The sequence below is a fragment of the Streptomyces sp. CB02056 genome, assembly GCF_001905545.1.
In the GTDB taxonomy this organism is placed as follows: domain Bacteria; phylum Actinomycetota; class Actinomycetes; order Streptomycetales; family Streptomycetaceae; genus Kitasatospora.
This window is the reverse complement of the sequence record NZ_LIPD01000025.1, coordinates 46,862-71,925: the sequence shown is the minus strand read 5'-3', so window position 1 is coordinate 71,925 and position 25,064 is coordinate 46,862. Positions and strand designations below refer to the sequence as shown.

Here is a 25,064-nt window from a genome sequence, read left to right as displayed (position 1 = left end):
AACTGTAGGAGGACTGGACCAATGCGTCAACAGGTCTGTACCACTTGGGAGTTGTCCCCGATGCTCCCGCCGTCTCGCCGCCCCCGTCGCTCCGCTATTCCCTGCTGCTCCCGCCGCTCCCGCTACTCGCGGACGATCGCCATCGCCTCGATCTCCATCAGCACGTCGGGCCGGAACAGCGCCGAGACCTGCACGGCGGAGGAGGCGGGCGGCGGAACGGAGCCCAGGTACTCGTCGCGGATCTCGCGGACCACGGCGAGGTGGGCGATGTCGGTCATGAAGTAGGTGAACTTCACGACGTCCTCGAACCCGGCCCCGGCGGCGGCCAGGCAGCGGCGGAGGTTCTCGAAGACCTGCCGCGCCTGCGCCTTCGGATCCCCCGGGCCGACCAGGTCCCGGTTCTCGTCGAACGGGACCTGCCCGGACACCTGGACCAGTCGGCCGCTTCCGGCGACGACCTGGGTGTAGCCGGTGCCGGGCGCGACTCCGGGCGGCTCCGTGATGCGGGTGAGGTGAGAGGTGGTCATGGGACGGATCCTGATCCATGCCCCCTCGGGCAGGCAAGCCCGACGGCCCGGGGGCTCCGGCTCGCTCTGGCCGAGGGACGGGTGGGCGTGCCAGAGTCGTCCGGGCGTCGTCCGGGCACCTCCCGGACCACGCCCGCAGTCCGACCCACCCTCAGCCGGAAGGCAGGCCCCGCCGATGACCAGCGCAGCGCCCCTCGTCCACGTCAGCACCGCCGACGCCGTCACCACGCTCACCCTCGACTCGCCGCACAACCGCAACGCGCTCTCCACCCGGCTGATGGCCGAGCTGCACGCCGGACTGGCCTCCGCCGCGGCCGACCCGGAGGTCCGCGCGGTGGTGCTCGGGCACACCGGCAAGGTGTTCTGCGCGGGCGCGGACCTCTCCGAGGCGACCGGCGCGGACCCGACGGTCGGCCCGCGCGGCCTGGTCGAGCTCCAGCGGGCGATCGTGGACTGCGCCAAGCCGGTGATCGCCGTCATCCACGGCCACGTCCGGGCCGGCGGCCTCGGCCTGGTCGGCGCGGCGGACCTCGCCGTCGCCGGACCGGCCTCGACCTTCGCCTTCACCGAGGTGCGGCTCGGCCTCGCGCCCGCCGTCATCTCGCTGCCGCTGCGCCCGAAGCTGGACCCGCGCGCCGCCTCCCGCTACTACCTCACCGGCGAGGTCTTCGACGCCGCCGAGGCCGCCCGGATCGGGCTGATCACCAGCGCCACCGACTCCGCCGAGGCCACCGACGTGGCGCTCAAGGGCCTGCTGGACGCGCTGCGCCTGGGCTCCCCGCAGGGCCTGGCGGAGTCGAAGCGGCTGGCCAACGCCGAGGTGGTGCGCTCCTTCGAGCGGGACGCGGAGGAGCTGGTGGAGCTGTCGGCGCGGCTCTTCGGCTCGGCGGAGGCGCAGGAGGGGATGCGCTCGTTCCTGGAGAAGCGGCCCGCGCGCTGGGTGCGCTGAGGGCCGGGTTTCCCGGGTGCCCGTTCGCCCGGGGGCGTCGCCGCCCCCGGGCGTGACGACCCGTGCGCAGGGGTCGCGGCCGGCACGGTCAGAGGACCGCCGCCGTCTCGCTCCAGAGGGCGAGCAGGCTCTGGTCGCCGATCGCCTTGACCTCCCCGGCCTGCTGGGCGGACAGCCGGTTCCACAGCAGCAGGTAGAGCTCGTGGGCCGGGCCGGCGAGGGTCAGATCGGCCGGCTCGGGGCCCTCGCCGGTGGTGACGGCCGGCGCATCCCGGGTGATCGTCAGGTGCCAGGAGCCGGGGCCGTCGGTGGCCCGGACCAGCAGGGTGCGCGGCCGGTCGCTGCGCAGCTTGGACCGGCCGAGGGTCGTGAAGCCGCTCACCAGTTCGTCGATGCCGTCGAGGGCGAGCGCGGTGTCCACGACCGGACCGGGCACCCCGGCGGCCGCGTCGGCGTCGCGGCGGTGCACGGCGGTCTCGTGCGCCTGGCGCCGGGCCCAGAACGCCAGCGGGCTGGGCGAGGACAGGAAGGTCCAGCACTCGAGGTCGGCGGGCGCCGCGGTGAGGGTGTCCACCAGGGCGGCGTGGCCCTCGCGGTACCAGTCGAGCAGCGCGGCGTCCGAGGGCAGCGGCCCGACGGCGGCCTGCGCGTCCGCCTCGTCCGGCGGCGTCGGCGCGCCTCCGGACACGATCGCGGCGGCCCAGCGGTGGACGGAGCCGATGTGCTGCAGCAGCTTCGTCAGCTGCCAGTCCGGACAGGTCGGTACGGGGGCGGACAACTCGGTACGGGCCGCGGCCTCGGCGAGCCTGGTGCCCTCGCGGCGCAGCGCGTCGATGTGCTCGGTGATCTCCATGGGACGGAGTCTTCCATCGCGGCCCGTCCGCCGGTCGCGGATTTCGGACATTCCTCCGGTTGCCTCCCGGCGGACGGGCGGATGCTACGGGCCGGTAACGTGAGCGCATGCCGATAACCCGTTCGCTCGTCTCAGCCGTCCGGACCGGTGGCCGCCGCGCCGCCGGACGCCTCGTCCACCGGGGCTGGCGCTGGGTGCAGCGGACCGGAGCGGTCACCAGCCGCAACCCCGGCCCGTACCGGTTCGGCGAGCTGGGGGACGGCACGACGCTCAGCTTCCCGCTCGGGGCGGTGTTCAACGAGCAGTGGATCACCATCGGGCCGTTCTCGATCATCGGCGAGCGGGTCACCATCAGCGCGGGCTTCCTGCCCGGGCTCGACCTCGGGCCGGAGCCGATCGTGCGGATCGGCGGCGGCTGCGTGATCGGCCGGGACAGCCACATCGTCGGCCACCAGTCGATCGTCATCGGCGACGACGTGTGGACCGGCCCCGGCGTGTACATCAGCGACCAGTCGCACGAGTACCGGGACACCGAGCTGCCGATCGGCAAGCAGTGGCCGCGCAACGAACCGGTGGAGATCGGCACGGGCAGCTGGATCGGCACCGGCGCGGTGATCCTGCCGGGGGCGCGGATCGGCCGCAACGTGGTGGTCGCGGCGGGCGCCGTGGTGCGCGGCGACGTTCCCGACCACAGCGTGGTCGCCGGGGCGCCGGCCAAGGTGGTGCGCCGCTGGACGGAGGAGGAGGGCTGGCAGCCGCCGCTGCGCCACGACGCTCCGCAGCCGGTGCCGGACGGCGTGACCGCGGAGCAGCTGCGCGCCCTGGTCGGTTGGGACCTGCGGCTGCCGGGGGAGCAGGGCTGAAGTCGGTCGCCGGGCACCGGCCCGGTGCTGGCAGTCGTCCCGAACTACCCGGCGAGGGAGGCCTGTTCGGCGGTACGGGCGGCGATGGCGGCGGCGATCCGCGGGAGGTCGGCGGGGCGGGCCGGATCCAGTCCGGTCAGTGCGGCGATCCGGCGCAGCCGGTAGTCGACGGTGTTCGGGTGCAGGTGCAGGGCGCTCGCGGTGTGGCGGCGGCTCAGACCGCCGGCCAGGTGGGTGTGCAGGGTGATGAGCAACTCCCCGGCGTCGGCGAGCGGTTCGAGCAGGGCGGCGAGCCGGGAGCGGGCCTGGCTGGGGCGGGTGAGCTGGTACTCCAGCAGGACGTCGTCCAGCCGGTGCAGCCCCGGCGGTCGGCCGAACGCCCTTGCCACGTCGAGGACTTCGTAGGCGAGAGCGGCCGCGCCGGGCACCTCGGCGGGGGTGGCGGGCGCGGCCCCGGCCAGGACGGGAACGCCGGCCGCCCGGGCCGCCGCGGCGAGGGCGGCGGCGAGCAGCGGCCACGGCGCCTCGCCGGCTCCGTCCTCGTCCGGACCGGGTGACGGTCCGAACGGGACGAGTGCCAGGCCGCCCGTGGGGGTGAGCGCGGTGAGCGCCGACTGCCGGGTGCGGTGGTCGAGTTCGGCCTCGAACCGGCGGAGCTTGCGGAGGGCGGCGATGCCCGGATCGACACCGGGGGAGTGCTCGTCGGGGTGGTCGGCGAGGGACAGGCAGAGCACGGCGTACCCGGTGGACAGGCGGAGCCCGGCGCGCTCGGCGGCCGCGTCGGCGGGGGTGCCCGCGAGCAGCGCGCCGAGCAGGGAGTGCCGGGCCGAGTCCCGTCGGCCGGTGGCAGGGCGGCGGCCGTCCAGGTAGCCCGCCCCGGCGGCGGTGACGGCCTGGCGGAGCTGGTCGAGCAGCAGCCGGTTGAGGGCGAGCAGGTCGGCGGCGTCGTCGTCCCGGGCGTGCCGGGTGGCGAACTCCCAGCAGACCTCCAGTCCGAGGTGGTGGGCGAGCAGGACGGCGTCCAGCGGCAGGCCCTCCTCGGCCCGCCGGGCGGCGGCCTCCCGGACGGCGGTGAACTCCTCGGCGGGGGCGGGGAGTCCGGTCCGTACGGTGTGGGCGAGGGCGCGGATGCGGCGCTCGGTGTCCCGGGTCAGCTCGCCGGTGAGCTGTTCGCGGGGCAGCCGGCGGTAGACCGGCACCCGCTCCAGCAGGGCGGCGACCACGGTCTCGGCCAGCTCCCGTACGCCGCCGAGCAGTCGCTGGTCGGCCGGGAGCCCGCCGATCACCGGGACGCGCCAGTCCGGCGTCCGGTCGGAGGTGTTCGGGGGTGCGGGGTGGGGTGCGTTGTGACCGGTCACAGAGAACACCGTCCAGGTCTGGGGGACGCCCAAGGGCCGGGCCGGAGGGGCGACCGCATGATGGTGCCCTCGGGTTACCTGTTGGTAACAAACTTCCGCTGTGGAGGCAACAGTTGAGAACCCCACTTCTCCGCTTCTCCGCAATTCCGGTGCGCCGCAGGGGCGCAGGCGCGCTGGGTGCGCTGCTGCTGGCGGGGGCGGTGCTGGCCGGTGCGACGGTGTCGCCGGCGAGCGCTGCCGTGCCCGTCGCGAGCGCCTCGGCCGTCACGGCCAGCTCGGCCGCAGCGTCCGCCTCGTCCAGCTCGTCCGCCTCGTCCGCCGAACTGCCGCCGGACGGCGACACGGTGGCCTCGCCGCCCGGCGCCAACGACTGGACGTGCCGGCCGACCACCGCGCACCCCGACCCGGTCGTCCTGGTGCACGGCACCTTCGCCAACCGCTACGAGAACTGGCTGGCGCTCTCCCCGCTGCTGAAGAGCCTCGGGTACTGCGTCTTCGCCCTCGACTACGGGATGATCCCCGGCGTCACCTCCAGCGGCAGCGGCCTGCTGCTGCCGATCGGCGGCCTCGGGCCGGTGCCGGAGTCGGCGGCCCAACTCGGCCGGTTCGTGGACCTGGTGCGGACCGCGACCGGCGCGGCCAAGGTCGACATCGTCGGGCACTCGCAGGGCGGCATGCTGCCGAACTACTACCTCAAGTTCCTCGGTGGCGGGTCCAAGGTCGGCAGGCTGGTCGGGCTGGCGCCGTCCAACCACGGCACGACGCTCGACGGGATCACCAACCTGGTGCCGTACTTCCCGGGCGTCGCGGACCTGATCTACACGGTCTGCAAGGCCTGCCGGGACCAGGCGGTGGGCTCCGACTTCAACACGGTGATGGCCTCCCGGCCCGACACCGTACCGGGCGTGCGCTACACGGTGATCTCGACGGTCCTCGATGAAGTCGTCACCCCGTGGCGGACCCAGTTCCTGAGCGGCCCGGACGTCGACAACCAGGTGGTGCAGGAACACTGCCCGGTCTCGCTGGTGGAGCACGTCGGGATCGCGTTCTCGCCGACGGCGCTGCACCTGGTCACCAACGCGCTGGATCCGGGGCACGCCACGCCGGTGTTCTGCGGGTGAAGCGGCGGCGGCGCTCCTGCCCCCGGGGTGGTCCCGGGAGGTGGGAGCGCCGCTGTTCGGTGGTGCGGCCCTTGACCGGCTCTCAGGGCGCGGTGCGGAAGGCGATGACGGCGGTGGTGCCGTCCGGGTGCAGCTCGTACGTGCCCGGGGTGTCGAGCAACGCGGCGTCGTAGCGGGCGAGTTCGACGCCGTCGACGGAGGCGGTGCGGACGGTGGCGGTGTGGACAGCGGCGGTGCCGGCGAGGCAGACCAGGAGGGCGGTGCTCCCGTCCGGGACGTCGACCGTGGTGGCCGCGGTGGCCAGGTCGACCGCGGCCTCGACCCGCCCGCGGCGCGTCATCACGTTGAAGTCCACCACCGGGCCGGCCAGCAGCCGACAGTCGGTGGTGGCGTCGCCGGAGAAGGCGAACGGCCGGAACGGCGCGTCGACCAGCTGCTCGGTACCGTCGACGGTGAGCGCCATGCCGGCGCCCTCGACCAGGGTGATCACCCGGTCGATCCCGGGGAACGGGGAGAACGGCCCCGCCGAGGCGACGTCCGCGAGGCTGACCCGCCAGTCGAAGGCGTCCAGTCCGGCGCCGACCGGGAACCCGGCGACCTCCCTGGTCACCCCGCCCCCGTTGAGCCACGCCGTCGCCGGGCGCTCGCCCGCCCGCAGTACCTGGAAGCGTTCGCTGGTCGTCATGGCCTCGCATCCTGTCACACGGCGGATGACGGATGACAGGTGACAGATAACAGATTTCAGTGTCTGTCAGCTGTTATCTGTCGGCTGTCATCTGTTCGCTGTTCCCTGTCATCCGTTGCCTGTCGACCGTCACCGGTCGTCCGTCACCCGCCGTCCGACCGACAGCGGCAGGAGCGCCGCCACCGTGGCCGCGAGCGTGACCGTGGTGAGAGCCAGCGGCAGTCCGGCCGCGTCGGCGAGGAAGCCGATCACCACCGGGCCGATCAGCATCCCCCCGTAGCCGAGCGAGGAGGCGAACGCGACGCCCTGCGGCCCGCCCGCCGCACCGGCCCGGGCGATGGCGAGCGGGAAGAGGTTGGCCAGGCCGAGGCCGACCAGCACGAACCCGCAGATCGCCACCGGCACCACCGGCGCCAGGGCGGCGACCAGCATGCCGACCGCCGCCGTCAGCCCGCCGAACAGCATCAGCCGGGTCTGGCCGAGCCTGATGGACAGCCAGGTGCCGCCGACCCGCCCACCGGCCATCGCGAACGCGTACGCGCCGTAGCCGGTGGCGGCCACCACGGAACTCGCCTGGACGTCGTCGGTGAGGTGGAGCGTGGCCCAGTCGGCGATCGCGCCCTCGCCGTACGCGGTGCAGAGCGCGGTGAGGCCGAGCAGCAGGACGAGCAGGCGGGTACGGGGGCGGGTCGAGCCCGCGTCCGGCCGCGCGGTCCCGGACGGTTCCGCCGTACGGCCCGTATGGCTGGGTGCGACCGCTGCCGCCGCCGGGCTGCGCAGCAGGACGACGCCCGCGCCGACGGTGACGGCCATGCCCAGCGCCGCGCTGAGCGCGAGTGCCCACGCGGTGCTCAGCGGGCCGGCGAGCAGTCCGCTGACGCCGGTGCCGACCAGCCCGCCGAAGCTGTACCCGGCGTGGAAGCTGGGCATCACGGGCCGCCGCAGCTGCGCGACCAGGTCGACGGCGGCGCTGTTCATCGCGACGTTGGCCCCGCCGTACCCCGCGCCGAACAGCAGCAGCACCCCGCCGAGCGCGGTGACCGAGTGGGCGTGCGCGGGCAGCAGCACGGCGAGGCTGAGCAGGGCGAGCGAGCCGACGGTCACCGGCCGGGAGCCGTACCGCAGGCAGAGCCGGCCGATCACGGGCATGGTGAGGACGGCGCCGATGGACAGGCAGAGCAGGGCGAGCCCGAGGGCGCTGTGCGAGGCGCTGACCTGACTGCGGATGTCCGGGATGCGGACGACCCAGGAGGCGAAGAGGAAGCCGTCGACGGCGAAGAACGCGGTGAGGGCGATGCGTGCAGGACCCCAGGGGCTGTCCGTCACCGGGGGTGTGCTGCGAGACTGGGAGGAGGGGCGATCGGGCCGGGTGCGTGAACCGATTTTGTTTCGAAGCGACACAAAGTCACAATAGGGGCGTGCAGCTCTCACCATCAAGCCCGAGGCCCGGTACCGGGAACGACTCCGACGCGCAGCGCGACAACCACCGCCGCGCGGCTCCCGACCGGGGCCGGACGCTGCTCGGCCCAGCGCTCTCCCTGATCCACACCGGCCAGACGCCGACCCGCTCGGCGCTCACCCGCGCGCTGGACGTCACCCGGGCCACCGCCGGCGCGGTCACCGCCGAACTCGAGGCGCTCGGCCTGATCACCGTCGACTCGCGCCCGGCCGGCGGCGGTCGCGGCCGCCCGTCGCACCGGCTCGCGATCGACCCGAACGGCCCGGTCGTGGTCGCCGGGCAGATCCACGCCGACGGACTGAGCGTCACCCTGGCCGGCCTCGGCGGACTGCTCGACCCGCCCGTCCACCTGCCGCTGCCCGCCGCCACCGACCCGGTCCGGATGCTGCGCGCCGTCGCCGTGGCCGGTGCCGAACTCGCCCGCGCGACCGACCGCCGCTGTCTGGGCGCCGCGCTCGCGCTGCCCAACCCGGTCACCGAGCCGGACGGCACCGCTCTCGCCGCGCTGCACTTCGCCTGGCCCAGCGGCACCCCGGTCGCCGACCTGTACGACGTCGAGGTCGGACGCGCCGACCACGGCCCGAAGGCGCTGCGCCCGCTGCCCACCGCGATCGCCAACGACGCCAACCTGGCCGCGCTCGCCGAGTACCGGCACGGCGCCGGCCGCGGCGCCCGCCACCTGCTCTTCGTCACCTCCGGCCACCGCGGCGTCGGTGGCGCGCTGGTCATCGACGGACACCTGCACACCGGCAGCGCCGGCCTCGCCCTGGAGGTCGGCCACCTCACCGTCGACCCGCAGGGACGGCCCTGCATGTGCGGCAACCGGGGCTGCTTGAACTCCGAGACCGACCCCGACGCGCTGTTCACCGCCGCCGGGCTCACCCCGGAACCGGGACGCCCGCTGCTCGACCAGGCGCGCGAGCTGTGCCGGGCCGCCGCGACGGACGACCGGGCGCGGGCGGCGGTGGAGCATGTCATCGACCGGCTCGGACTCGGCCTGGCGGGCGTCGCCAACATCCTCAACCCCGACCGGGTGGTCCTCAGCGGGCTGCACCTCCACCTGCTGGAGGCCGCGCCCGACCGGCTGCGGTCGGTGGTCGCTGAGCGCAGCCTGTGGGGGCGCAGCGGCCGGGTGCCGATCGTCGGCGCGGAGCTGGCGCACGGCGCGCTCGCGGGCGCGGCCGAGCTGGGCTGGGGGCCGTACCTGGCGGACCCGCAGTCGGTGCCGGTGCTGCCCTGACGGCGATCGGGTCTGCCCTGGTCGATGAGTTCCGCCCCCGACGGTGACCAGATCTGTCCTGACGGCGATAAGCGGAAGCTGGCTCTTCGAAAACGGTCACTTATCGTGACTCTCATACACTCGTAGTGAGCATCGGGGGGCCACCACGAGGGAGACAGCGACCATGAGCACCCAGTCCGGCATCGAGCCGACCGCCGACGTCGACCGCTCCGACCCGGAGTACCGCGCCTGGCTCAAGGAGGCGGTGCGCAAGGTCCAGGCCGACGCCAACCGCTCCGCCGACACCCATCTGCTGCGCTTCCCGCTGCCCGCGGAGTGGGGGATCGACCTCTACCTCAAGGACGAGTCCACCCACCCGACCGGCTCGCTCAAGCACCGCCTGGCCCGCTCGCTCTTCCTCTACGGGCTCTGCAACGGTTGGATCCGGCCCGGCAAGCCGGTGATCGAGGCCTCCAGCGGCTCCACCGCCGTCTCCGAGGCGTACTTCGCCCAGCTCGTCGGCGTGCCGTTCATCGCCGTGATGGCCAAGAGCACCAGCCAGTCCAAGATCGACCTGATCCAGTTCCACGGCGGCGAGTGTCACCTGGTCGAGCGTTCGGACGAGGTGTACGAGGCCTCCGCCCGGCTCGCCGAGGAGACCGACGGGCACTACATGGACCAGTTCACCTACGCCGAGCGGGCCACCGACTGGCGCGGCAACAACAACATCGCCGAGTCGGTCTTCGCCCAGCTGCGCCTGGAGCCGCACCCCGAGCCGGCCTGGATCGTGGCCACCGCCGGGACCGGCGGCACCTCGGCGACCATCGCCCGGTTCGTGCACTACATGCAGTACGACACCCGGATCTGCGTCGCGGACCCGGAGAACTCCTGCTTCTTCGACGGCTGGGTGCGCCACGATCCGGAGGCCGTCTGCGAGAGCGGCTCGCGGATCGAGGGCATCGGACGGCCGCGGATGGAGCCGAGCTTCGTCCCCGGGGCGATCGACCGGATGATGAAGGTGCCGGACGCCGCGTCGATCGCCGCCGTCCGGGTGTTGGAGCAGGTGCTCGGCAAGAAGGCGGGGGCCTCCACCGGGACGGGCCTGTGGAGCGCGCTGCGGATCGTCGCCGAGATGCGGGCGGCCGGGCGGACGGGCAGCGTGGTCGGCCTGATCTGCGACCCGGGGGACCGCTACCTGGACAAGTACTACTCGGACGACTGGCTGGCGGGCGAGCGGATCGACATCGCGCCCTACCGGGCGGCCCTGGAGTCCTTCCTGGCCGGCGGCGCCTGGACGGGCTGACGCGCCGGCCGGCGGACGGGTGACAGCTGACAGATTTCAAACTCTGTCAGCTGTCGTCTGTTCGCTGTTGCCTGTTCGTCGTCAGCCGTCAGCCGTCAGCCGTCAGCCGGTGCCCGCTACCCGCCGGATCACTGCCCGACCGCCCGCAAGGTCGATCCCCGTCCGCTTCGGCGCGCCGTCGTGCTCGTCGTCCCGCAGCACCAGCTCGACCCGTCGCTGCTCCAGCTGCACCCGCTTGCTCGGGTAGAGCAGCGCGTGCAGCTCCTCCGTCGCGGTCGCACCCGCGCCGCGCCCGCCGTCGGGTCCCACCGCCGGCCGGGCGCGCAGCCGCCGCGCCACCGCACCGAGGAAGAACACCACGACCAGTCCGGCCGGCAGCAGCAACCCGCCCGCCGCGCCCGTCAACAGCACACCCATGCCCGCCTCAACGGCCCGGCGCGGCCGACGAGTTCCCCGGCGACGAGTTCCCCGGTCGCCGGCCCTACCGCACTGGGCCCTACGGCAGCGGCGCCGTGGGCAGGTCGGCCGGGACGAGCAGCTGGAGTTCCTCCGTGGACGGGTCCGCGAGGTGGGCGATCCGTACCGCGTGCCGCTCGACCATGGTCTCGAAGACCTGTCGCGCGGTGCGCCCGTTGCCGAAGTTGGGGCCGCGCTCCATCCCGCCGAAGTGTTCCAGCAGCGCCTCCTCCGTCTCCTCGGAGAGCGCGTACTCGTGCTCGGCGCACTGCGACCGGGCGATCTCCAGCAGCTCGTCCGCCGTGTAGTCGGGGAAGCCGATGGTGCGTGAGAAACGGGAGGAGACACCGGGGTTGGCGGAGAGGAAGCGCTCCATCTCGGCGGTGTAGCCGGCCACGATGACGACCACCTCGTCGCGGTGGTCCTCCATCAGCTTGACCAGGGTGTCGATCGCCTCGCGCCCGAAGTCCCGCGCCCCGTCCTCGGGTGCGAGCGCGTACGCCTCGTCGATGAAGAGCACCCCGCCGCGCGCCCGGTCGAAGGCGGCCGCGGTGCGGATCGCGGTGGAGCCGATGTGTTCGCCGACCAGGTCCACCCGTGCCACCTCGACCAGGTGTCCGCGCTGGAGCACCCCGAGCGAGGCGAGGATCTCGCCGTACAGCCGGGCGACGGTGGTCTTGCCGGTGCCGGGTGCGCCGGTGAAGACCAGGTGGCGGCGCAGCGAGGGGGCCTTGAGCCCGGCCTGGCGGCGGCGCCGGCCGACCGAGATCAGGTCGATCAGTGTGCGCACCTCCTGCTTCACCGTGGCCAGTCCGACGAGCGAGTCCAGTTCGGCGAGCGCCTCCTCGGCCGGCCGGCAGTCCGGGATCGGCGAGATCGCGGCCGAACCGGCCGCGGCCGACGCCAACAGTGGGGCCACCGTGGTCAGTTGGGCGGTCCGCGGCGCGGGCACGTCGGTGGACCCGTACGACGACCCCAGCCCCGGACCGCGCCCACCCGCGGATCCCGGCCCCGCCCCGCCGCCGGGCGGGGCGGGAGCGGACGGCACCGGAGCCGCCCCGACGTCGTCCGAGATGCACCCCTCGGTGACCGGCCCCGGCTCGGAGAACTCGAACCCGGCCCGCTGGTTGTGCTCCGCCCGGCAACGGGTGAGCTGGGTCCGGCAGCCGTCGATGATGTGGAAGCCGAAGCCCTTGCCCTGCGAGACCCGGCAGTCCTCGAAGGTGCCCCGCCCCTGGGCCGAGACGTACACCCCGGCGTCCGTGCTGGCCCGTACGGTGCAGGCGCGCAGCACCGGGTCGGCGCCCTTGGTGACGATCACGCCGGTGGCCACGTCGGAGATCTCGCAGTCGGTGAGCAGTCCGCCGCTGCCGTGGTCGCGGAACCAGAGCCCGGTGCCCGCCTCCTGCACCCGGCAGGAGGCCAGGGAGACGGTGGCCCCGCCGCTGACCGAGACCGCCGAGCTGCGGATCCGGCTGAACGAGCAGCCCTCGGCGGTGGCGGCGGAGTCCCGGTCGAGGACGAACAGGGCGTCCGGCAGGTCGTGCAGCGAGCAGTCGGTGAGGGTCAGCCGGGCGCCGTCGCTGACCCAGAGCGCCGGGTACTCGCCGGTCGAGCCGTGGATCTCGCAGGACTCGGCGACCGCCTCGGTGCCTTGGTCCCAGACCGACAGCGCCCCGCGCCCGAAGTCCCGGACGGTGCTGTTGGCGAGGCTCAGCCGGGCGCGTCCGCGCAGGTCGGCGCCGTTCTCGGGCAGGTCGTGCACCCGGCAGCCGGTGAGCACCAGTTCGGCCTCGCCGTCCAGGGTGAGACCGTTGCCGGTGACCCGGTGGATCTCGCAGTCGACCAGCCGCCCGCCCGCCTGCGCCTCGGCCTGCACGCCGCTGCCGCGGATCTCGTAGATCTCGCAGCCGGTCAGTTCGGCGGCGCTGCCGGGGTCGGAGAGCAGGACGCCGGCGCCGGAGGCGTGGTGGACGCGGCAGCGGTCCAGGGCCGCGGTGGCGCCGCCGAGGACGGCCAGTCCGGCCTGGCCGGCGGCGGCGACCTCGCAGTCCTCGAAGGCGGCGGCGGTGTCCGGGCCGCGCAGCCGCAGCCCGAGCCCGCCCGGGTTGGTGACCACGCAGCCGCGCAGGGTCGGCCGGGCGCCGCCGGTGACCTCGATGCCGGTGGCCGAGCGGGTCTCCACCCGGCAGCCGCTGAAGGAGGGGGTCGCCTCCGGCCCGGTGACCAGCACGGCCGGGGTGGTGCTGTCGCCGCCCTCGACCACCAGGTCGCGCACGGTGGCGGCGGCGGTCACGGTGAGCGCCACCCCGGAGGGCGGGTCGATCCGGACCGTCCCCGGGCCCTGGGCCGGGACGATCGTCACCGGCTTGTCCAGCAGCACGTTCTCCCGGAAGGTGCCCGGGCGGACGGTCACCGTGTCGCCCGGTTCGGCGGCGGCCAGGGCCTCCGCGAGCGTGTCGTACTCGCCCGCGCGGCGACGCCAGCGGGATGCGCTGTCCTGGGTGACCCGGACCCTGTGCTCAGCCATGACGGTCTGTCGTCCCCACCTTCGTCGAGCCGGCGATCAACGGGCCGAACGCGCGGGGGTGCGCGGGCCGTCCGCCCACCGTAGCGCGCCCACGTGGGTGGTCCGGCCGCCCGCGGTCGCGCGGACACCGGTAGCGCTCAGCGCCGCCACAGGTTCCGACCACTTGTTTCAACGAGCGCGCACAGCGGTGGTTCCGTCCGGGCGCGCCGGTTTCGGAGTGCGGCGCGTGCCCGGCGCCGGTCCACGGGCCGATGCGCCCCGCCCTCCGGCACGGGCGGTCGGCGGTCGGCATCCGATGGTCGGTGGTCAGTACTCGACCGTCGGCAGCCGGCGCGGAGGGTCGGCGGGAGCGGCCCACTCTCCCGGAGAACCGGCCCGAGCGCTCAGCGCCCGTCGGCGGGCCAGTGCGCCCCGTCCTCGAGCACCTCGAGCTCGTCGCCCAGCCGCAGCGTGCCGAGCTCGTCCCCCTCGACGCCGGCCGGCCGCTCGGGGATCAGGTTCTGCCCGAACGCGGCCTTGCGCAGCAGCCGGTGGTGCCGGGCCAGGGTGCGCAGCGGCTCCTTGCCGCGCCGCTCGCCGGTCTCCTGGTCGGTGGTGGTGATCATGCAGCGGCCGCACGGCTTGACCACCTTGAAGGTGACCGAGCCGATCCGGATCCGGCGCCAGGTGTCCTCGGCCCACGGTTCGGTGCCGCCGATCACCACGCTCGGACGGAAGCGCTCCATCGGCAGGGTCTCGTGGCCGTCCGGGTTCTCGGCGGCGATCAGCTCGTTGAGGCGGTCCAGCGAGGCGGTGGTGGTGAGCAGCAGCGGATAGCCGTCGGCCATCGAGACGCTGTCGCCGGGCGCGCTGTACTCGGGGTCGACCGGCCGGGCGCGCGGGTCGTCAAGGTGCACCAGGCGGTAGTCGCCGAGGTGTTCGGCGATCCACCGGTGCGTCTCCTTGTCGGCCTCCGCGGCACGGAAGCGCGTTCCCCAGACCTCGACGTCGGCGAGCGGGTCGCCGGCCGCGACGGCGGGGGCGGGGACCTCGATCCGGGAGCCGTCGGGGGTGGTCAGGGTGAGGACGCCGTCGGGCAGCAGTCCGGTCCGCACCCGTGCGAGGGCCGCGTCCTCGCGCTGGCTGACGAAGCGTCCGTTCGCGTCGGCGAGCATCCAGCGACGGTCTCCGGCCAGACCCCAGGGGTGAACCACGGCGGTGTCCGGGCTCAGGCGGTACATCGACTTGACGGGGTAGACGTGGAGTCCGGTGAGGTGCATTCCTCCATCCTGCCAGCCTGCGGGGGTTCGCCGGGAATGCCCCCTAATGCGCACGGACCGCCCGGACGCCGTGGGGGGCGTTCCGGGCGGTCCGTGGATGACCCGTTTCTCCGTTCGCCCGGCGTACGGGGGGCGCCGGGTGCTGCTCAGGTGGTGCGGGTGCGGGCCGCGTGGGGGGACGGCCTCGGGGTGTCAGCGGCTCAGTAGCCCTGGCCCTGCTGCTGGTAGCCGCCCTGGAACTGGCCGGACTCGCCGTACGGGCCCGGGCGCTGCGGCTGCGTCGGGCGGACCGGCGCGACCGGCGCCATGGCCGGGCGCAGCTGGGCACCGCCGAAGGACTGGTCGCCGCCCTGGCCCTGGAAGCCGGGGCCGCCGGCGGCCGGACCGCCGAACGACTGCTGGCCGCCGAAGCCCTGCGGAGCGGCGGGCTGGCCCTGGCCGAAACCGCCCGGTCCGCCGGCCGGCTGCGCGCCGAAGGTCTGCTGGCCGCCCTGGGCGCCGATGAAGGTGTTCTGGCCGCCGAAGCTCTGGCCGCCGGTCGGCTGGTAGCCGCCTCCGGCGGTCTGGCTGAAGGCGGGGGTGCCGGGCTGCGGTCGCTGGTACGGCTGGGGGGCGCCGTAGCCGGGGACCGGAGGCTGGGGGGCGGCGTACGCCGGCGCGGGCTGCGCGGGGATGTACGCCGTGGCGGGGCCGGCGGAGGGGCCGCTGCTCGGGCCGGGGCCCAGGGCGAGGCGGGCGGGCGGCAGCGCGGGGAGGTTGCTGCCAGCGCTTTCGTACCCGTTGGCGTACCGGTTCTCGTAGGACGGGCCGAGGCCGGATCCGTAACCGGACGACAGCGCCGGCGGCAGGGCGGCCGGCACGTTGATGGGCGCGATCTGGGGGACGCCGCGCTCAGCCACGAGGCTGTCGTAGATCGGCGTGCCGGAGGAGTAGGACGGAGAGGGGTAGCCGACTCCGTCGTAGGAGCGGGGCGAGGTCATGGGGCATACGGTAAGCCCACAACGCGCCTGCTGAGGAGAGCGGGAGGGGGAGCAGTTCGAGTGTTTACACAGTCTTCGCTCGCACAAAGGTTTCGAAAGTAGGAAAGACGGACATTCCGGCGACCGGTTCCGGACAACCTTGGCACCCCGTCAGTGGTCGAACGGCGGCCGGACGGAGGCCCCGGAAGGCCTTGTGGTGACCGGCCGGTGGACGGTCGGGGGCCCTGCGGAGAAACTTTTCCCGGACAGGGCGTGCGCGGGCGCATTCGAGCCCCCGCCGAGCAGGCGACGGGGGCTCGTGAATGTTTCGGGAATAAAATTCCCGTCAGCTCTCCGGGGCCCGGTTCAGGCCCGCGACCTGGGCCGTCGGCCCGATGGCCGGCCGCTGATCAGGCGGCGGCCCGTCGCTGGTCCGGGTGTCGGCGCTCAGTGCGACTGCAGGGCCTGGGCCTGTGCGGGCAGGGCCGGCTTGCCGATCTCGGAGGTGCAGAAGGAGCACCGGGTCGCGGCGGCCGGGATGCTGCTCAGGCACTCCGGGCAGTCCACCTTCGCGGCCGGCGCGGGCTTGGCCGATTCGAAGCGGGACTGGAGCTTGCCGACCGGCAGCACCACGGCGAAGTAGATGACGGCGGCGGTCAGGACGAAGCCGATGACGGCGTTGACGAAGAGGCCGTACGGGAACCGGGTGCCGGCCACGTCGAAGGTCTTCTGGGTGAAGTCGCCGACGGCGCCGGACGCGACGCCGACCAGCGGGGTGAGGAAGGCGCTGACGAACCCGGTGACGACGGCGGTGAAGGCAGCGCCGATCACGATGCCGACCGCGAGGTCCACCACGTTTCCGCGCAGCAGGAAGCTGCGGAATCCCTTGAACACCGGGTGACTCCAAATCCGTACGGGGGAGGGGGAGATGGGGCGGCACGGCGGGTGCCGCCCCAGGCCGGACATCCTGCCGAGCGGGCCGGGCCGAGGTCCAACCGCGTTCACCCGAATCGGGTAACCGTCGAGGCGCCCCGCGTCCGTGGGCCCTGCGGGGCGGGGACGCTCCGCGTACCGGCCTTTCCCCGGTCGAACAGCCGAGCCAGTCGGTTGGTCGACCGCTCCAACTCGCCCCTGTGGCACCGCGTGTGGCGCCGCATGTGACACCGGCACGCGCCGGTCCGGGGCGGCGCCGACCCGGCGCGACAGGGTGGACCGGAGCGCGGCAGGGGGCGAGACGGGGCGCACGGCGGTCGCGTACGGCGCACGACGGCGGCCCCGTGGCGCACATCCGGTGTACAAGCGCGGGCGGATGGGCCACCATCAGGTTGCGCGAAGGGGATGTACCGGGCGGAGCACTGTGCCAAGGTCGGTCCATGCCCGACCATTTGTCGGCCGATCCGGCCGGAAACCGTCCGCGTGTCCTGCACCTGATCAGCGACTCACGCCGGGGCGGCGCGCAGAACTTCGCCCGTGACCTCCACCGGGAACTGGGCCGTCGGGGGCAGGCCTCCGCGCTGTGCGCCCTCGCCCCGCACCCGGCCGTCCCCTCCGGCCCCGGCGGGGCGGGCCGGGACTCCACCGGCCCCGGTTCCGCAGGCCGGAGCCCCGATTCCGCAGGTCCGGGCTCCGGGTCCGCGAGCCCGGACCCCGAGGCCGCCGGCCGGTCCGCCGTCGACTGCTCCGCCGCCGCCGGGCTACGCTCCGCCGCCGTGCTGGGCCCCGGCCGGCTGCACCCGAGCACCCTGCGGGCGCTGCGCTCCGCCTCCCGCGCCGCCGACGTGGTGCTCGCCCACGGCTCGGACACCCTGGCCGCCTGCGCCCTCGCCCTGGCCGGGACCCGTACGCCCTTCGTCTACGTCTCGGTCGGCCACCCGCGCTACTGGACCGCCAACCGGTTGCGCCGGGTGCGCGGTGGCGCGCTGATGCACCGCGCGGCCGCCGTCACCACGCTCACCGACGAGGCGCGCGTCGTCCTGGAGGAACAGTTCCGGCTGCCCGACGGGAAGGTGCACGTGATCCCCAACTCCCGTGCCGCCGAGAGCTACCCGCCTGCCGACGGCCGGGACGACCGGCGTGCCGCGCGGCACGCGCTGGGCCTTCCGGCCGACGTGCTGCTGGTCGCCTGGATCGGGGCGATAGCCCCGGAGAAGCGGCTCGACCTGGCCCTCGACGTGCTCGACCGGCTGCCCGACGTCCGGCTCGCCGTCGCCGGAGACGGACCGCTGCGCGAGTCGCTGGCCCGCCACCCGGCCGCCGCCCGCGCCCACTTCCTCGGCTCGCTGCCCGACCCGGCCCCGCTCTACCGCGCCGCCGACGCGCTGCTGCTGACCAGCGACAGCGAGGGCGTGCCCGGCGCGCTGATCGAGGCGGCGCTGGCCGGGGTGCCCGCCGTGGCCACCGACGTCGGCTGGGTGCGCGAGGTGGTCCGGGACGGTGCCACCGGCGCGCTGGTCGCCCCCGGGGACCCGCTCGCCCTCGCCGAGGCGCTGGGCAAGGTGCTCGCGGTCAACCGGGCGGGCCTCGGCGCGGCGGCCCGGGCGCACGCGCTGGAGCACTTCGAGCTGGGCGCCGTCGTGGACGCCTGGCAGCAACTGGTCGCCGAGGTATGGACGGCGGGCCCGGAGGCCGCCCGCTGACCGGGGGGCCTGGCGGGCCAGGGGTGCCATGCCGACCGGGGTGGCCGTGCCGACCCCGTCGGGCGGCCGGCCCGTCCTCGACGCCCGGCCCGGCTACGCCGTCCGGGCGAATCCGGCGCGGCCCGTGCGCAGCAACCGGCCGGTAGCGAACCGCCGCCAGCACACTGCCCGGTGTGAAATCGAAGTCGCTGCTGCGGTCCACCGTCCTGCTCGCCGTCGCCGTCGGGATTGCCGCGTCCCCCGTCCAGGCCGGCGCGATCACCCACCAAATCCCGTTCGGGGGCGCCCAGTTCGTCAAGCTCGACCATCCGCAGCCGGTCCGTGAGAGCGTCCGGACCGAGGCGGTCGAGTTCTTCTGGTACGACTGCAGCCACTCCCAGGCGCTCGAACAGCCCCTGCAGGCCTGGGCGGAGAAGCACCGCGCCGATGTCGCGCTGCGCCGCATCCCGGCCGTCTGGCCCGGCAGTCCGGACGAGGCCGCGCAACGGAGCCACGCCCGGATCTTCTACACGCTGGAGCGCCTCGGCCAGGTCGACCGCCTCCAGGTCAGCGTCTTCCGCGCCGTGCACACCGAGCGGGTCGACCTCACCACCGAGGCCACCGCCACCGACTGGGCCGCGCGGCAGGGCGTCGACGCCAAGGCGTTCGGCGAGACGTACCGCTCCGCCGAGGTGACGCGGTCGGTCGAGGAGGCCGCCGCCGACTTCACCCGCTACGGCGTCAACGAGCTGCCGACGGTCGTCGTCCAGGGTGAGTACCGCACCTCGCCGACCCAGGCCGGCGGGGTCGAGGCGATGCCCGAGGTGCTCGACCACCTGGTGCAGCAGGAGCAGGCGCGGGGTCACTGAGCCGGTGCTCCGGCCCTCGCGGTGACAGCGGATCAGCTCGCTCATGTGCCCTGCCCGGCAGGCGTCTTGTCCGAACAGCACCTTGCCTAACCATTTACATGCTGTTTAATGGTTAGCATGAGCGAGCTGATGATCCCTCACGTCCACCACCGCCACGTCGACGTCGACGGCCTGCGCGTCTTCTACCGCGAAACCGGCCCGCTCGACGCCCCCGTGCTCCTGCTGCTGCACGGCTTCCCGTCCTCCTCCCACCAGTACGCCCGGCTGCTCGACGCGCTCGGCACCCGCTACCGCCTGATAGCCCCCGACTACCCGGGCTTCGGCCACAGCGACAGCCCCGCGCCCGACGCCTTCACGTACCGCTTCGACGCCCTCGCCGACGTGATCGAGGGCTTCTGCCTCGCCCTCGGCCTGGACCGCTTCGCGCTGTACGTCTTCGACTTCGGCGCCCCCGTCGGCCTGCGCCTGGCCACCCGGCACCCGGAGTGGATCACCGGCCTGGTGGTCCAGAACGGCAACGCCTACGAGGAGGGACTCTCCGACCAGGCAAGGGAGTTCATCGCGAACAGGCGCGGCGTGCCGGGCGCGGAGCTGGCCGCCCGCTCGATCCTCACCCCGGACGTCACCCGCGGCCAGTACGAGGGCGGCACCGGTGACCCGAGCCTGGTCGCCCCCGACGGCTGGACGCTCGACCAGCACTTCCTCGACCTGCCCGGCCGCAAGGACATCCAGGTCGAACTCGCCCTCGACTACTTCTCCAACGTCGAGCTCTACCCCGCCTGGCAGGCCTGGCTGCGCGCCGACCAGCCGCCCACGCTGGTGCTCTGGGGAGTGGGCGACCCGTTCTTCACCGAGGCCGGTGCGCGCGCCTATCTGCGCGACCTGCCCGGGGCCGAGCTGCACCTGTTCGACACCGGGCACTTCGCGCTGGAGGAGAAGCTGCCCGAAATCGCCCCGCTGATCGACGACTTCCTCGCGCGGATCGGGAAGTAGCCGACCGGTGCGGGGTGTTCGGGGGCGGGAGGCTCAGGCGGTTCGGGCGTGTTCAGAGCCCTTCGGCGTGCTTCAGTCGCGGCGCAGCAGGTAGGTGACGAAGCCGAGCGTCCCCCGGTAGCCGTGCAGCCACCCGGTGCGGTGCCGGTCCGCCGCCTCCCGGGCGGCCGCCGCGTCAGGGTGCTCCGGGTGGTCCAGCGCCCACTCGGCCAGCGAGCCCGTCCAGGCGAACTCGTACTCGTCCCACTCCTGTTCGGTGCTGACAAGCCCGAACACCGGCGTCCAGCCCTCCGCGAGGACCCGCTCGGTGGTCGTCGCGAGATCCGCGAAGTCCTCCCGTGCCGCGCCCAGTCCGTCCAGTGCCGCCCGGGACGGCTCGCGCTGCCAGAACCCCTCGCCGACCAGCAACCGGCCGCCCGGGGCCAGGAGTTCGCGGGCCGCGGCGAGCGTCGGCAGCAGGCCGCCGAACGCGTGGGTGGCGCCGACGCACAGCACCAGGTCGAAGGGCTCCTCCGCGGTGAACTCCCTTGCGTCCAGGTGGTGCAGGCCGATCCGGCGGGCCACGCCCAGCGCGGCCGCGGACTCCCGGGCCCGGGTCAGCGCCGCCGCGTCCAGGTCCACGCCCGCTGCCCGCCAGCCCGGGCCGGCGGCCAGCGCCCGGAGCAGCCAGGCGCCCTCGCCGCAGCCCAGGTCCAGGGCCCGGCCCTGCTCCGTCCCGGCCATGGCACGGTCCAGCAACCGGGCCACCGAGCCGTCCGCCAGCGGGGCCGCGATCGGGTGGTGGGCATGGGCGAGGCGGGAGATCTGCTGACGGTCCATCCGAGCAGTATGGATCGGGGCGGTGCGGCGCGCAGCGGGTTTCTCAGGCCCGGGAGTACGTCCGCCCCTTCCACGCCGAGCCCCGGCCGCGCCAGTGCTGTACGGCCGAATCCACCGTCATCAGCAGGTACAGCCCCGCGGTGAACGGCAGCAGCAGCACGGCCGCGGCCGGCTGCCCGTAGTACCGGACCATCGGCAGGTACGTGCCCGCCATCAGCGCCCACGCCGCCCCACCCGCCGCGGCCACCGCCGGCGCGCCCGCCACCAGCCCGGCCACCGTCGCCACCGGCGGCACCAGGTACACCAGCGCCAGCCCCAGCACCGTCCCGAGCAGCAGCGCCGGCGAATGCCTGAGCTGGGCGTACGCGCTGCGCGACACCATCCGCCACAGCTGCTCCAGCCGCGGGTACGGACGCACGCTGTCCACGTCGTCGGCCAGACCCAGCCAGGTCCGGCCGCCGGTCGACTTCACCGCCCGGGCCAGCGACACGTCGTCGATCACCGCGCCGCGGATCGCCGCCACCCCGCCTGCCCGCTCCAGTGCCTCCCGCCGCACCAACGAACAGCCGCCGGCCGCGGCCGCGGTCCGGGCACCCGGACGGTTGCTCCGGCGGAACGGGTACAGCTGGGCGAAGAAGTACACGAAGGCCGGCACGATCAGCCGCTCCCAGCCGGTCTCCACCCGCAGCCGGGCCATCTGGGACACCAGGTCCAGGCCGTTGCTCTCGGCGGCGGCCACCAGCTCGGCCAGCGAGTCCGGGCCGTGCGCGATGTCGGCGTCCGTCAGCAGCAGGTACTCGGCGTCCGGACCGGCCAGCTCCACGCCGTGCCGCAGCGCCCACAGCTTGCCGGTCCAGCCCGGGGGCAGCGGGGGAGGGGTGGTGACGGTGAGCTCCAGCCCGTCGATCGTCCGCAGCTCCGCCGCCAGCGCGCCGGTGTCGTCCGAACTGTGGTCGTCCACCAGGATCACCCGGGCCCGCCCCGGGTACTTCTGCGCCAGCAGCGTCGGCAGGCTCACCGGGACCACCGAGGCCTCGTCCCGGGCCGGCACCACGACCGCCACCTGCGGCCAGCGGACCGGCGGGCGACGCGGCGGCAACCGAACGTCGGTGCGCCAGAACGAGCCGTGGCAGCACGCCAGCCAGAGCCAGACCAGCAGGGAGAACGCGGCGATCCACAGCAGGACGGTCACCCCGGCAGTCTGCCGCAGAACCGGGCCCGACGGGCGGATCGACTAAAGTCTTGAGCCGTGAAGATCGCACTGATGGACTCCGGAATCGGCCTGCTGGCCGCCGCCGCCGCCCTTCGGAAGCAGCGCCCGGACGTGGATCTGGTGCTCTCTTCCAACCCGGCCTCGATGCCGTGGGGGCCCCGTACGCCGGAAGAGGTCACCGAACTGGCCCTCGGCTGCTGCCGGGCCGCCGCCGCGCTCGAACCCGACGCGCTGGTGATCGCCTGCAACACCGCCTCCGTCCACGCGCTCGCCACCCTGCGGGCCGAGCTGGAGCCCGGGCTGCCGGTGGTCGGCACCGTCCCGGCGATCAAGCCCGCCGCCGTGCGGGGTGGCCGGGTCGCCATCTGGGCCACCCCGGCCACCACCGGCAGCGCGTACCAGCGCGGGCTGATCCGCGACTTCGGCGGTTCGGCGGACATCACCGAGGTCGCCTGCCCGGGCCTCGCGGACGCGGTCGAGCACGGCGACGACGAAGCCGTCACGGCCGCCATCGCCGACGCCGCCGCCCGGACGCCGGCCGGCACCGACGCCATCGTGCTCGGCTGCACCCACTACGAACTCGTCGACGACCGCATCCGCGCCGCCGTCGCCCCGACCGCCGCCCCGGGGCTCACCCTGCACGGCTCGGCCGACGCCGTCGCCGCCCAGGCCATCCGCCGCGTCGCCGACCCCACCCGCACCGGCACAGGGACCCTCACCGTCCTCCACGCCGGCATCCCCGCCCACCTCCCCCCGGCCGCCGCCCTCTACCCCCAGGGCAACGCCCTCGCCACCCTCATCGGCTGACCGCGTGGGAAGTCGGCCCGGCCGACTTCCCACGCAGCCCGCTCCCTGAAGCCCTTCTGGTCGGTTGCACCAGAAGTCGACCCAGCCGACTTCTCGCGCAACGACCGCTTCGAGCGGCACCACCCCCGACTCAAGCGGCCAATCGCCCTGGCCTCTACGCGCATAGACTCCCCGGACGCGGGCCCATGCCCGGCCTGCTTGCATGGGAAGTCGGCCCAGTCGACTTCCTGCGCCATGCCCGGATGCAACGGCTGGGCAGCCCGGCTCCTGGAGTCTGTTGGTTGCCGGTCCTGGGCTTGCTGGTGCGCGAGAAGTCGGCCCGGCCGACTTTTCGCGGAGTCGCTGCTTCGAATCGCGCAGAAAGTCGGCCGGCCCGACTTTTCGTGCAGCGAGCGTTCCGGGCTTCCCGGCGGCGTGCGGGAGGTTGGTCCGGTCGAGCGTCGGTGCCGCGCTGGGATGCTGCAGCTATACGGCCCGCGCTCCCGAGCCGGTTGATTGCCAGCCCGGGTCCCGCCTGCGCGCGCCAGAAGTCGGCCAGGCCGACTTCTCGCGCAGTGGACGCGCCTGGTCCGGCCGCGTCTTCTCCGCGTGGCGAGCGGCCGTTGCGGCTTCTGTGTGAACGTGGCGGGGCGAGCCAGAAGTCGGGCGGGCCGACTTCCTGTGTGGCGGCCGGGCTCGCCCAGCTCGTTGAGCGTGCGCTTGCTGTGGCCTCTTGGGGCGCGCCAGAAGTCGGGCGGGCCGACTTCTGGGGTGGGTTTGTGCCGGAAGTTGAGTGCGTGGAGTCGACTTTTTGCGGGGGCGGGGGTGGCATTCCAGGCACCCGAAATGACTTGGCTGGGCGCGTGAGAAGTCGGCCCGGCCGACTTTTGGTGCGGGATTGGCTCGAGTGATTGGTTGCTTTGGGGATGGGCTGCCGGGGGGCGCGCCGCACAGGAAGTCGACCCGGCCGACTTCCTGTGCGGCGTGATGGCGCCCGTTGCTAGGCGACGGCCTGGCGGCGCCAGCGGCGGTAGGCGGGTTCGAGGCCGGAGAGGATGGTGTCGAAGCGGCGGGTGCTGGTGGTGGAGTCGACCTGGAGGCGGCTGATCTGGAGGGGATGGGAGGGGAGGCGGGGGCCCAGGCGGTGGTCGGAGAGGAAGCCGAGTCGGTAGCCGAGCTCCTGTAGGACGGTTTCGGCGCGGACGTCGTGGCCGCCGTCCGGGTAGGCGAAGGCGATCGGCGGTTCGCCCAGCCAGCGGGTGAGGGCCTCGTGGGCGCCGGTGATCTCGGCGCGCACGGTGTCGTCGTCGCAGCGTCCGAGGCACGGGTGCCCCTGGGTGTGGTTGCCGATCGCGACGCCGCCGTCCCGCAGGGCGAGCAGGTCGGCCGGGGTCAGCTGCTCCTGGCGGGGTGGCCGCCGGTCGGCGCTGACCCGCAGTTCGTGCAGACTGCGCCGCCGGTCCGGGTCCGGCATGGCCTTGAGCCGCCGGAGCAGCTGGGACGGGTGGCCGCAGTCGAGCGAGCGGGCCCGGCCCCCGTGCCGGGCGAGGAAGTCGGCCTCGTGCCACCAGAACGGCCGTTCGGTGCCGATGAGCTCCGAGATGACGAACGCGGTGGCCGGAATGCCCCGGGTGTCGAGGGCCGGTAGGGCGTGGGTGAGGACGCTCCGGTCGGCGTCGTCGAAGGTGACCAGGACGCTCCGGGGCGGCAGTGGCCGCCGTTCGGTCACGGCCTGGAGGACCGCTTCGAGCGAGACCGGCGTGGCGAGCCGCTGGAGCCGGTCGAGCTGGGCGCCGAACGAGCGGTGGTCGGTCACCCCGTGGTACGCGAGCACCGCGAGCCGTTGGGCGGCCAGGGCCCGGAACAGCGGCTGGACGGGGGCGAACCGCAGCCATTCGCCCCGAGCGTCCTGCTGTTCCGTGTCGACGGCCGCCCGGTGACGGCCCCCGCCGTCCAGGTGCGTGCCGTGGCGGTGCTCCTCGTGCCGACGGTCGCCGTGCAGGAGATCGCCGCCGAGCTGATCGCCGCGAAGGTGGTCGCCGTGCAGGTGGTCGCCGTGCGGACGGTCGGTGGGCCGGCCGGTGCCGTGCCGGTCCGCCGACCACCCGACGGTCAGGGGCAGCGCGCGCATGCGGGGTGCCGGCCGGGCGCGGGCCATGGAGATCGATGTACTGGACTGGGACTGCGGCACGGTTCCCCCTCGTTCGCCGAGCGGCGTGGCGGTACCG

At 74.2% G+C, this 25,064-nt stretch carries 22 protein-coding genes; 9 read left to right on the top strand and 13 right to left on the bottom strand.

Features of this window, described 5'->3' with window-relative positions; genetic code table 11:
• Positions 1-122: 122 nt before the first annotated feature.
• On the bottom strand, positions 123-527 hold the full coding sequence (locus AMK13_RS39520) for a RidA family protein (RefSeq protein WP_049650961.1): 405 nt from the start codon (positions 525-527) through the stop codon (positions 123-125).
• A 175-nt stretch (positions 528-702) separates the two neighbouring features.
• On the opposite strand from AMK13_RS39520, the gene AMK13_RS39515 reads away from it, so the two are divergent.
• Positions 703-1,476: an enoyl-CoA hydratase family protein gene (locus tag AMK13_RS39515; protein ID WP_074006376.1), complete on the top strand. Its 774-nt coding sequence runs from the start codon at positions 703-705 to the stop codon at positions 1,474-1,476.
• 88 nt (positions 1,477-1,564) lie between these two features.
• Here AMK13_RS39515 and AMK13_RS39510 read toward each other — a convergent pair whose 3' ends face one another.
• Entirely contained in the window at positions 1,565-2,329 is a 765-nt protein-coding gene (locus AMK13_RS39510; RefSeq protein WP_074006375.1) for a maleylpyruvate isomerase family mycothiol-dependent enzyme, read from the bottom strand.
• A 107-nt stretch (positions 2,330-2,436) separates the two neighbouring features.
• Here AMK13_RS39510 and AMK13_RS39505 point away from each other — a divergent pair, with 107 nt between their 5' ends.
• Entirely contained in the window at positions 2,437-3,192 is a 756-nt protein-coding gene (locus AMK13_RS39505; protein WP_049650964.1) for an acyltransferase, read from the top strand.
• A gap of 44 nt (positions 3,193-3,236) precedes the next feature.
• Here the strand turns inward: AMK13_RS39505 and AMK13_RS46240 are convergent, their stop codons facing one another.
• Positions 3,237-4,550, bottom strand: a complete 1,314-nt coding sequence (locus AMK13_RS46240; RefSeq protein WP_074006374.1) for a PucR family transcriptional regulator — start codon at positions 4,548-4,550, stop codon at positions 3,237-3,239.
• 113 nt (positions 4,551-4,663) lie between these two features.
• On the opposite strand from AMK13_RS46240, the gene AMK13_RS39495 reads away from it, so the two are divergent.
• Entirely contained in the window at positions 4,664-5,671 is a 1,008-nt protein-coding gene (locus AMK13_RS39495; RefSeq protein ID WP_380719467.1) for an esterase/lipase family protein, read from the top strand.
• Between the two features lie 82 nt (positions 5,672-5,753).
• Here the strand turns inward: AMK13_RS39495 and AMK13_RS39490 are convergent, their stop codons facing one another.
• Both AMK13_RS39490 and AMK13_RS39485 read right to left on the bottom strand, forming a co-directional pair.
• Positions 5,754-6,356 carry a HutD/Ves family protein gene (locus tag AMK13_RS39490; protein WP_074006373.1) on the bottom strand — a complete coding sequence of 201 codons (603 nt, stop codon included), beginning with the start codon at positions 6,354-6,356 and terminating at the stop codon, positions 5,754-5,756.
• Between the two features lie 129 nt (positions 6,357-6,485).
• Positions 6,486-7,790, bottom strand: coding sequence for an MFS transporter (locus tag AMK13_RS39485; RefSeq protein WP_079272934.1), 1,305 nt, complete (start codon positions 7,788-7,790; stop codon positions 6,486-6,488).
• On the opposite strand from AMK13_RS39485, the gene AMK13_RS39480 reads away from it, so the two are divergent.
• Both AMK13_RS39480 and AMK13_RS39475 read left to right on the top strand, forming a co-directional pair.
• Positions 7,775-9,055: an ROK family protein gene (locus tag AMK13_RS39480; protein ID WP_079272930.1), complete on the top strand. Its 1,281-nt coding sequence runs from the start codon at positions 7,775-7,777 to the stop codon at positions 9,053-9,055. The genes AMK13_RS39485 and AMK13_RS39480 overlap by 16 nt on opposite strands.
• Before the next feature lie 163 nt (positions 9,056-9,218).
• Positions 9,219-10,337, top strand: a complete 1,119-nt coding sequence (locus tag AMK13_RS39475) for a PLP-dependent cysteine synthase family protein (protein WP_074006371.1) — start codon at positions 9,219-9,221, stop codon at positions 10,335-10,337.
• Positions 10,338-10,439: 102 nt separating this feature from the next.
• Here AMK13_RS39475 and AMK13_RS39470 read toward each other — a convergent pair whose 3' ends face one another.
• The 5 genes from AMK13_RS39470 to mscL all read right to left on the bottom strand — a co-directional run bounded on the left by AMK13_RS39470 (position 10,440) and on the right by mscL (position 16,435).
• A complete protein-coding gene (locus AMK13_RS39470) occupies positions 10,440-10,754 on the bottom strand; it encodes a DUF6191 domain-containing protein (RefSeq protein ID WP_074006370.1) in 315 nt (104 codons plus the stop codon).
• 79 nt (positions 10,755-10,833) lie between these two features.
• Positions 10,834-13,323: a right-handed parallel beta-helix repeat-containing protein gene (locus AMK13_RS39465; RefSeq protein ID WP_049650969.1), complete on the bottom strand. Its 2,490-nt coding sequence runs from the start codon at positions 13,321-13,323 to the stop codon at positions 10,834-10,836.
• Between the two features lie 383 nt (positions 13,324-13,706).
• On the bottom strand, positions 13,707-14,582 hold the full coding sequence (locus AMK13_RS39460; protein WP_074006369.1) for an MOSC domain-containing protein: 876 nt from the start codon (positions 14,580-14,582) through the stop codon (positions 13,707-13,709).
• Between the two features lie 200 nt (positions 14,583-14,782).
• Complete coding sequence (locus tag AMK13_RS44370) at positions 14,783-15,562, bottom strand: DUF6643 family protein (protein ID WP_074006368.1); 780 nt, start codon at positions 15,560-15,562, stop codon at positions 14,783-14,785.
• Positions 15,563-15,988: 426 nt separating this feature from the next.
• Positions 15,989-16,435: a large conductance mechanosensitive channel protein MscL gene (mscL, locus tag AMK13_RS39450; protein ID WP_049650971.1), complete on the bottom strand. Its 447-nt coding sequence runs from the start codon at positions 16,433-16,435 to the stop codon at positions 15,989-15,991.
• A 479-nt stretch (positions 16,436-16,914) separates the two neighbouring features.
• Here mscL and AMK13_RS39445 point away from each other — a divergent pair, with 479 nt between their 5' ends.
• From AMK13_RS39445 to AMK13_RS39435, 3 genes are all read left to right on the top strand, one after another.
• On the top strand, positions 16,915-18,177 hold the full coding sequence (locus tag AMK13_RS39445; RefSeq protein WP_079272928.1) for a glycosyltransferase family 4 protein: 1,263 nt from the start codon (positions 16,915-16,917) through the stop codon (positions 18,175-18,177).
• A gap of 173 nt (positions 18,178-18,350) precedes the next feature.
• Positions 18,351-19,025, top strand: a complete 675-nt coding sequence (locus AMK13_RS39440) for a thiol:disulfide interchange protein DsbA/DsbL (protein WP_049658715.1) — start codon at positions 18,351-18,353, stop codon at positions 19,023-19,025.
• 117 nt (positions 19,026-19,142) lie between these two features.
• Positions 19,143-20,018, top strand: a complete 876-nt coding sequence (locus tag AMK13_RS39435; protein WP_074006366.1) for an alpha/beta fold hydrolase — start codon at positions 19,143-19,145, stop codon at positions 20,016-20,018.
• Between the two features lie 72 nt (positions 20,019-20,090).
• Here AMK13_RS39435 and AMK13_RS39430 read toward each other — a convergent pair whose 3' ends face one another.
• Together AMK13_RS39430 and AMK13_RS39425 are read right to left on the bottom strand one after the other, a co-directional pair.
• On the bottom strand, positions 20,091-20,837 hold the full coding sequence (locus AMK13_RS39430) for an SAM-dependent methyltransferase (RefSeq protein WP_074006365.1): 747 nt from the start codon (positions 20,835-20,837) through the stop codon (positions 20,091-20,093).
• A gap of 43 nt (positions 20,838-20,880) precedes the next feature.
• A complete protein-coding gene (locus AMK13_RS39425; RefSeq protein ID WP_049658710.1) occupies positions 20,881-22,029 on the bottom strand; it encodes a glycosyltransferase in 1,149 nt (382 codons plus the stop codon).
• 57 nt (positions 22,030-22,086) lie between these two features.
• On the opposite strand from AMK13_RS39425, the gene AMK13_RS39420 reads away from it, so the two are divergent.
• Positions 22,087-22,857: a glutamate racemase gene (locus AMK13_RS39420; protein ID WP_074006363.1), complete on the top strand. Its 771-nt coding sequence runs from the start codon at positions 22,087-22,089 to the stop codon at positions 22,855-22,857.
• 979 nt (positions 22,858-23,836) lie between these two features.
• Here the strand turns inward: AMK13_RS39420 and AMK13_RS39410 are convergent.
• Complete coding sequence (locus AMK13_RS39410) at positions 23,837-25,027, bottom strand: polysaccharide deacetylase family protein (RefSeq protein ID WP_241853228.1); 1,191 nt, start codon at positions 25,025-25,027, stop codon at positions 23,837-23,839.
• Positions 25,028-25,064: the final 37 nt, after the last annotated feature.

Bases quoted from the DNA above. Each gene is read 5' to 3' on its own strand.
- AMK13_RS39475 (WP_074006371.1), top strand. From the start codon at position 9,219: ATGAGCACCCAGTCCGGCATCGAGCCGACCGCCGACGTCGACCGCTCC.
- AMK13_RS39490 (WP_074006373.1), bottom strand. From the start codon at position 6,356: ATGACGACCAGCGAACGCTTCCAGGTACTGCGGGCGGGCGAGCGCCCG.
- AMK13_RS39510 (WP_074006375.1), bottom strand. From the start codon at position 2,329: ATGGAGATCACCGAGCACATCGACGCGCTGCGCCGCGAGGGCACCAGG.
- AMK13_RS39520 (WP_049650961.1), bottom strand. From the start codon at position 527: ATGACCACCTCTCACCTCACCCGCATCACGGAGCCGCCCGGAGTCGCG.
- AMK13_RS39515 (WP_074006376.1), top strand. From the start codon at position 703: ATGACCAGCGCAGCGCCCCTCGTCCACGTCAGCACCGCCGACGCCGTC.
- AMK13_RS39435 (WP_074006366.1), top strand. From the start codon at position 19,143: ATGAGCGAGCTGATGATCCCTCACGTCCACCACCGCCACGTCGACGTC.
- AMK13_RS44370 (WP_074006368.1), bottom strand. From the start codon at position 15,562: ATGACCTCGCCCCGCTCCTACGACGGAGTCGGCTACCCCTCTCCGTCC.
- AMK13_RS39485 (WP_079272934.1), bottom strand. From the start codon at position 7,790: ATGGTGAGAGCTGCACGCCCCTATTGTGACTTTGTGTCGCTTCGAAAC.
- AMK13_RS39470 (WP_074006370.1), bottom strand. From the start codon at position 10,754: ATGGGTGTGCTGTTGACGGGCGCGGCGGGCGGGTTGCTGCTGCCGGCC.
- AMK13_RS39445 (WP_079272928.1), top strand. From the start codon at position 16,915: ATGCCCGACCATTTGTCGGCCGATCCGGCCGGAAACCGTCCGCGTGTC.
- AMK13_RS39430 (WP_074006365.1), bottom strand. From the start codon at position 20,837: ATGGACCGTCAGCAGATCTCCCGCCTCGCCCATGCCCACCACCCGATC.
- AMK13_RS39505 (WP_049650964.1), top strand. From the start codon at position 2,437: ATGCCGATAACCCGTTCGCTCGTCTCAGCCGTCCGGACCGGTGGCCGC.
- AMK13_RS39460 (WP_074006369.1), bottom strand. From the start codon at position 14,582: ATGCACCTCACCGGACTCCACGTCTACCCCGTCAAGTCGATGTACCGC.
- AMK13_RS39465 (WP_049650969.1), bottom strand. From the start codon at position 13,323: ATGGCTGAGCACAGGGTCCGGGTCACCCAGGACAGCGCATCCCGCTGG.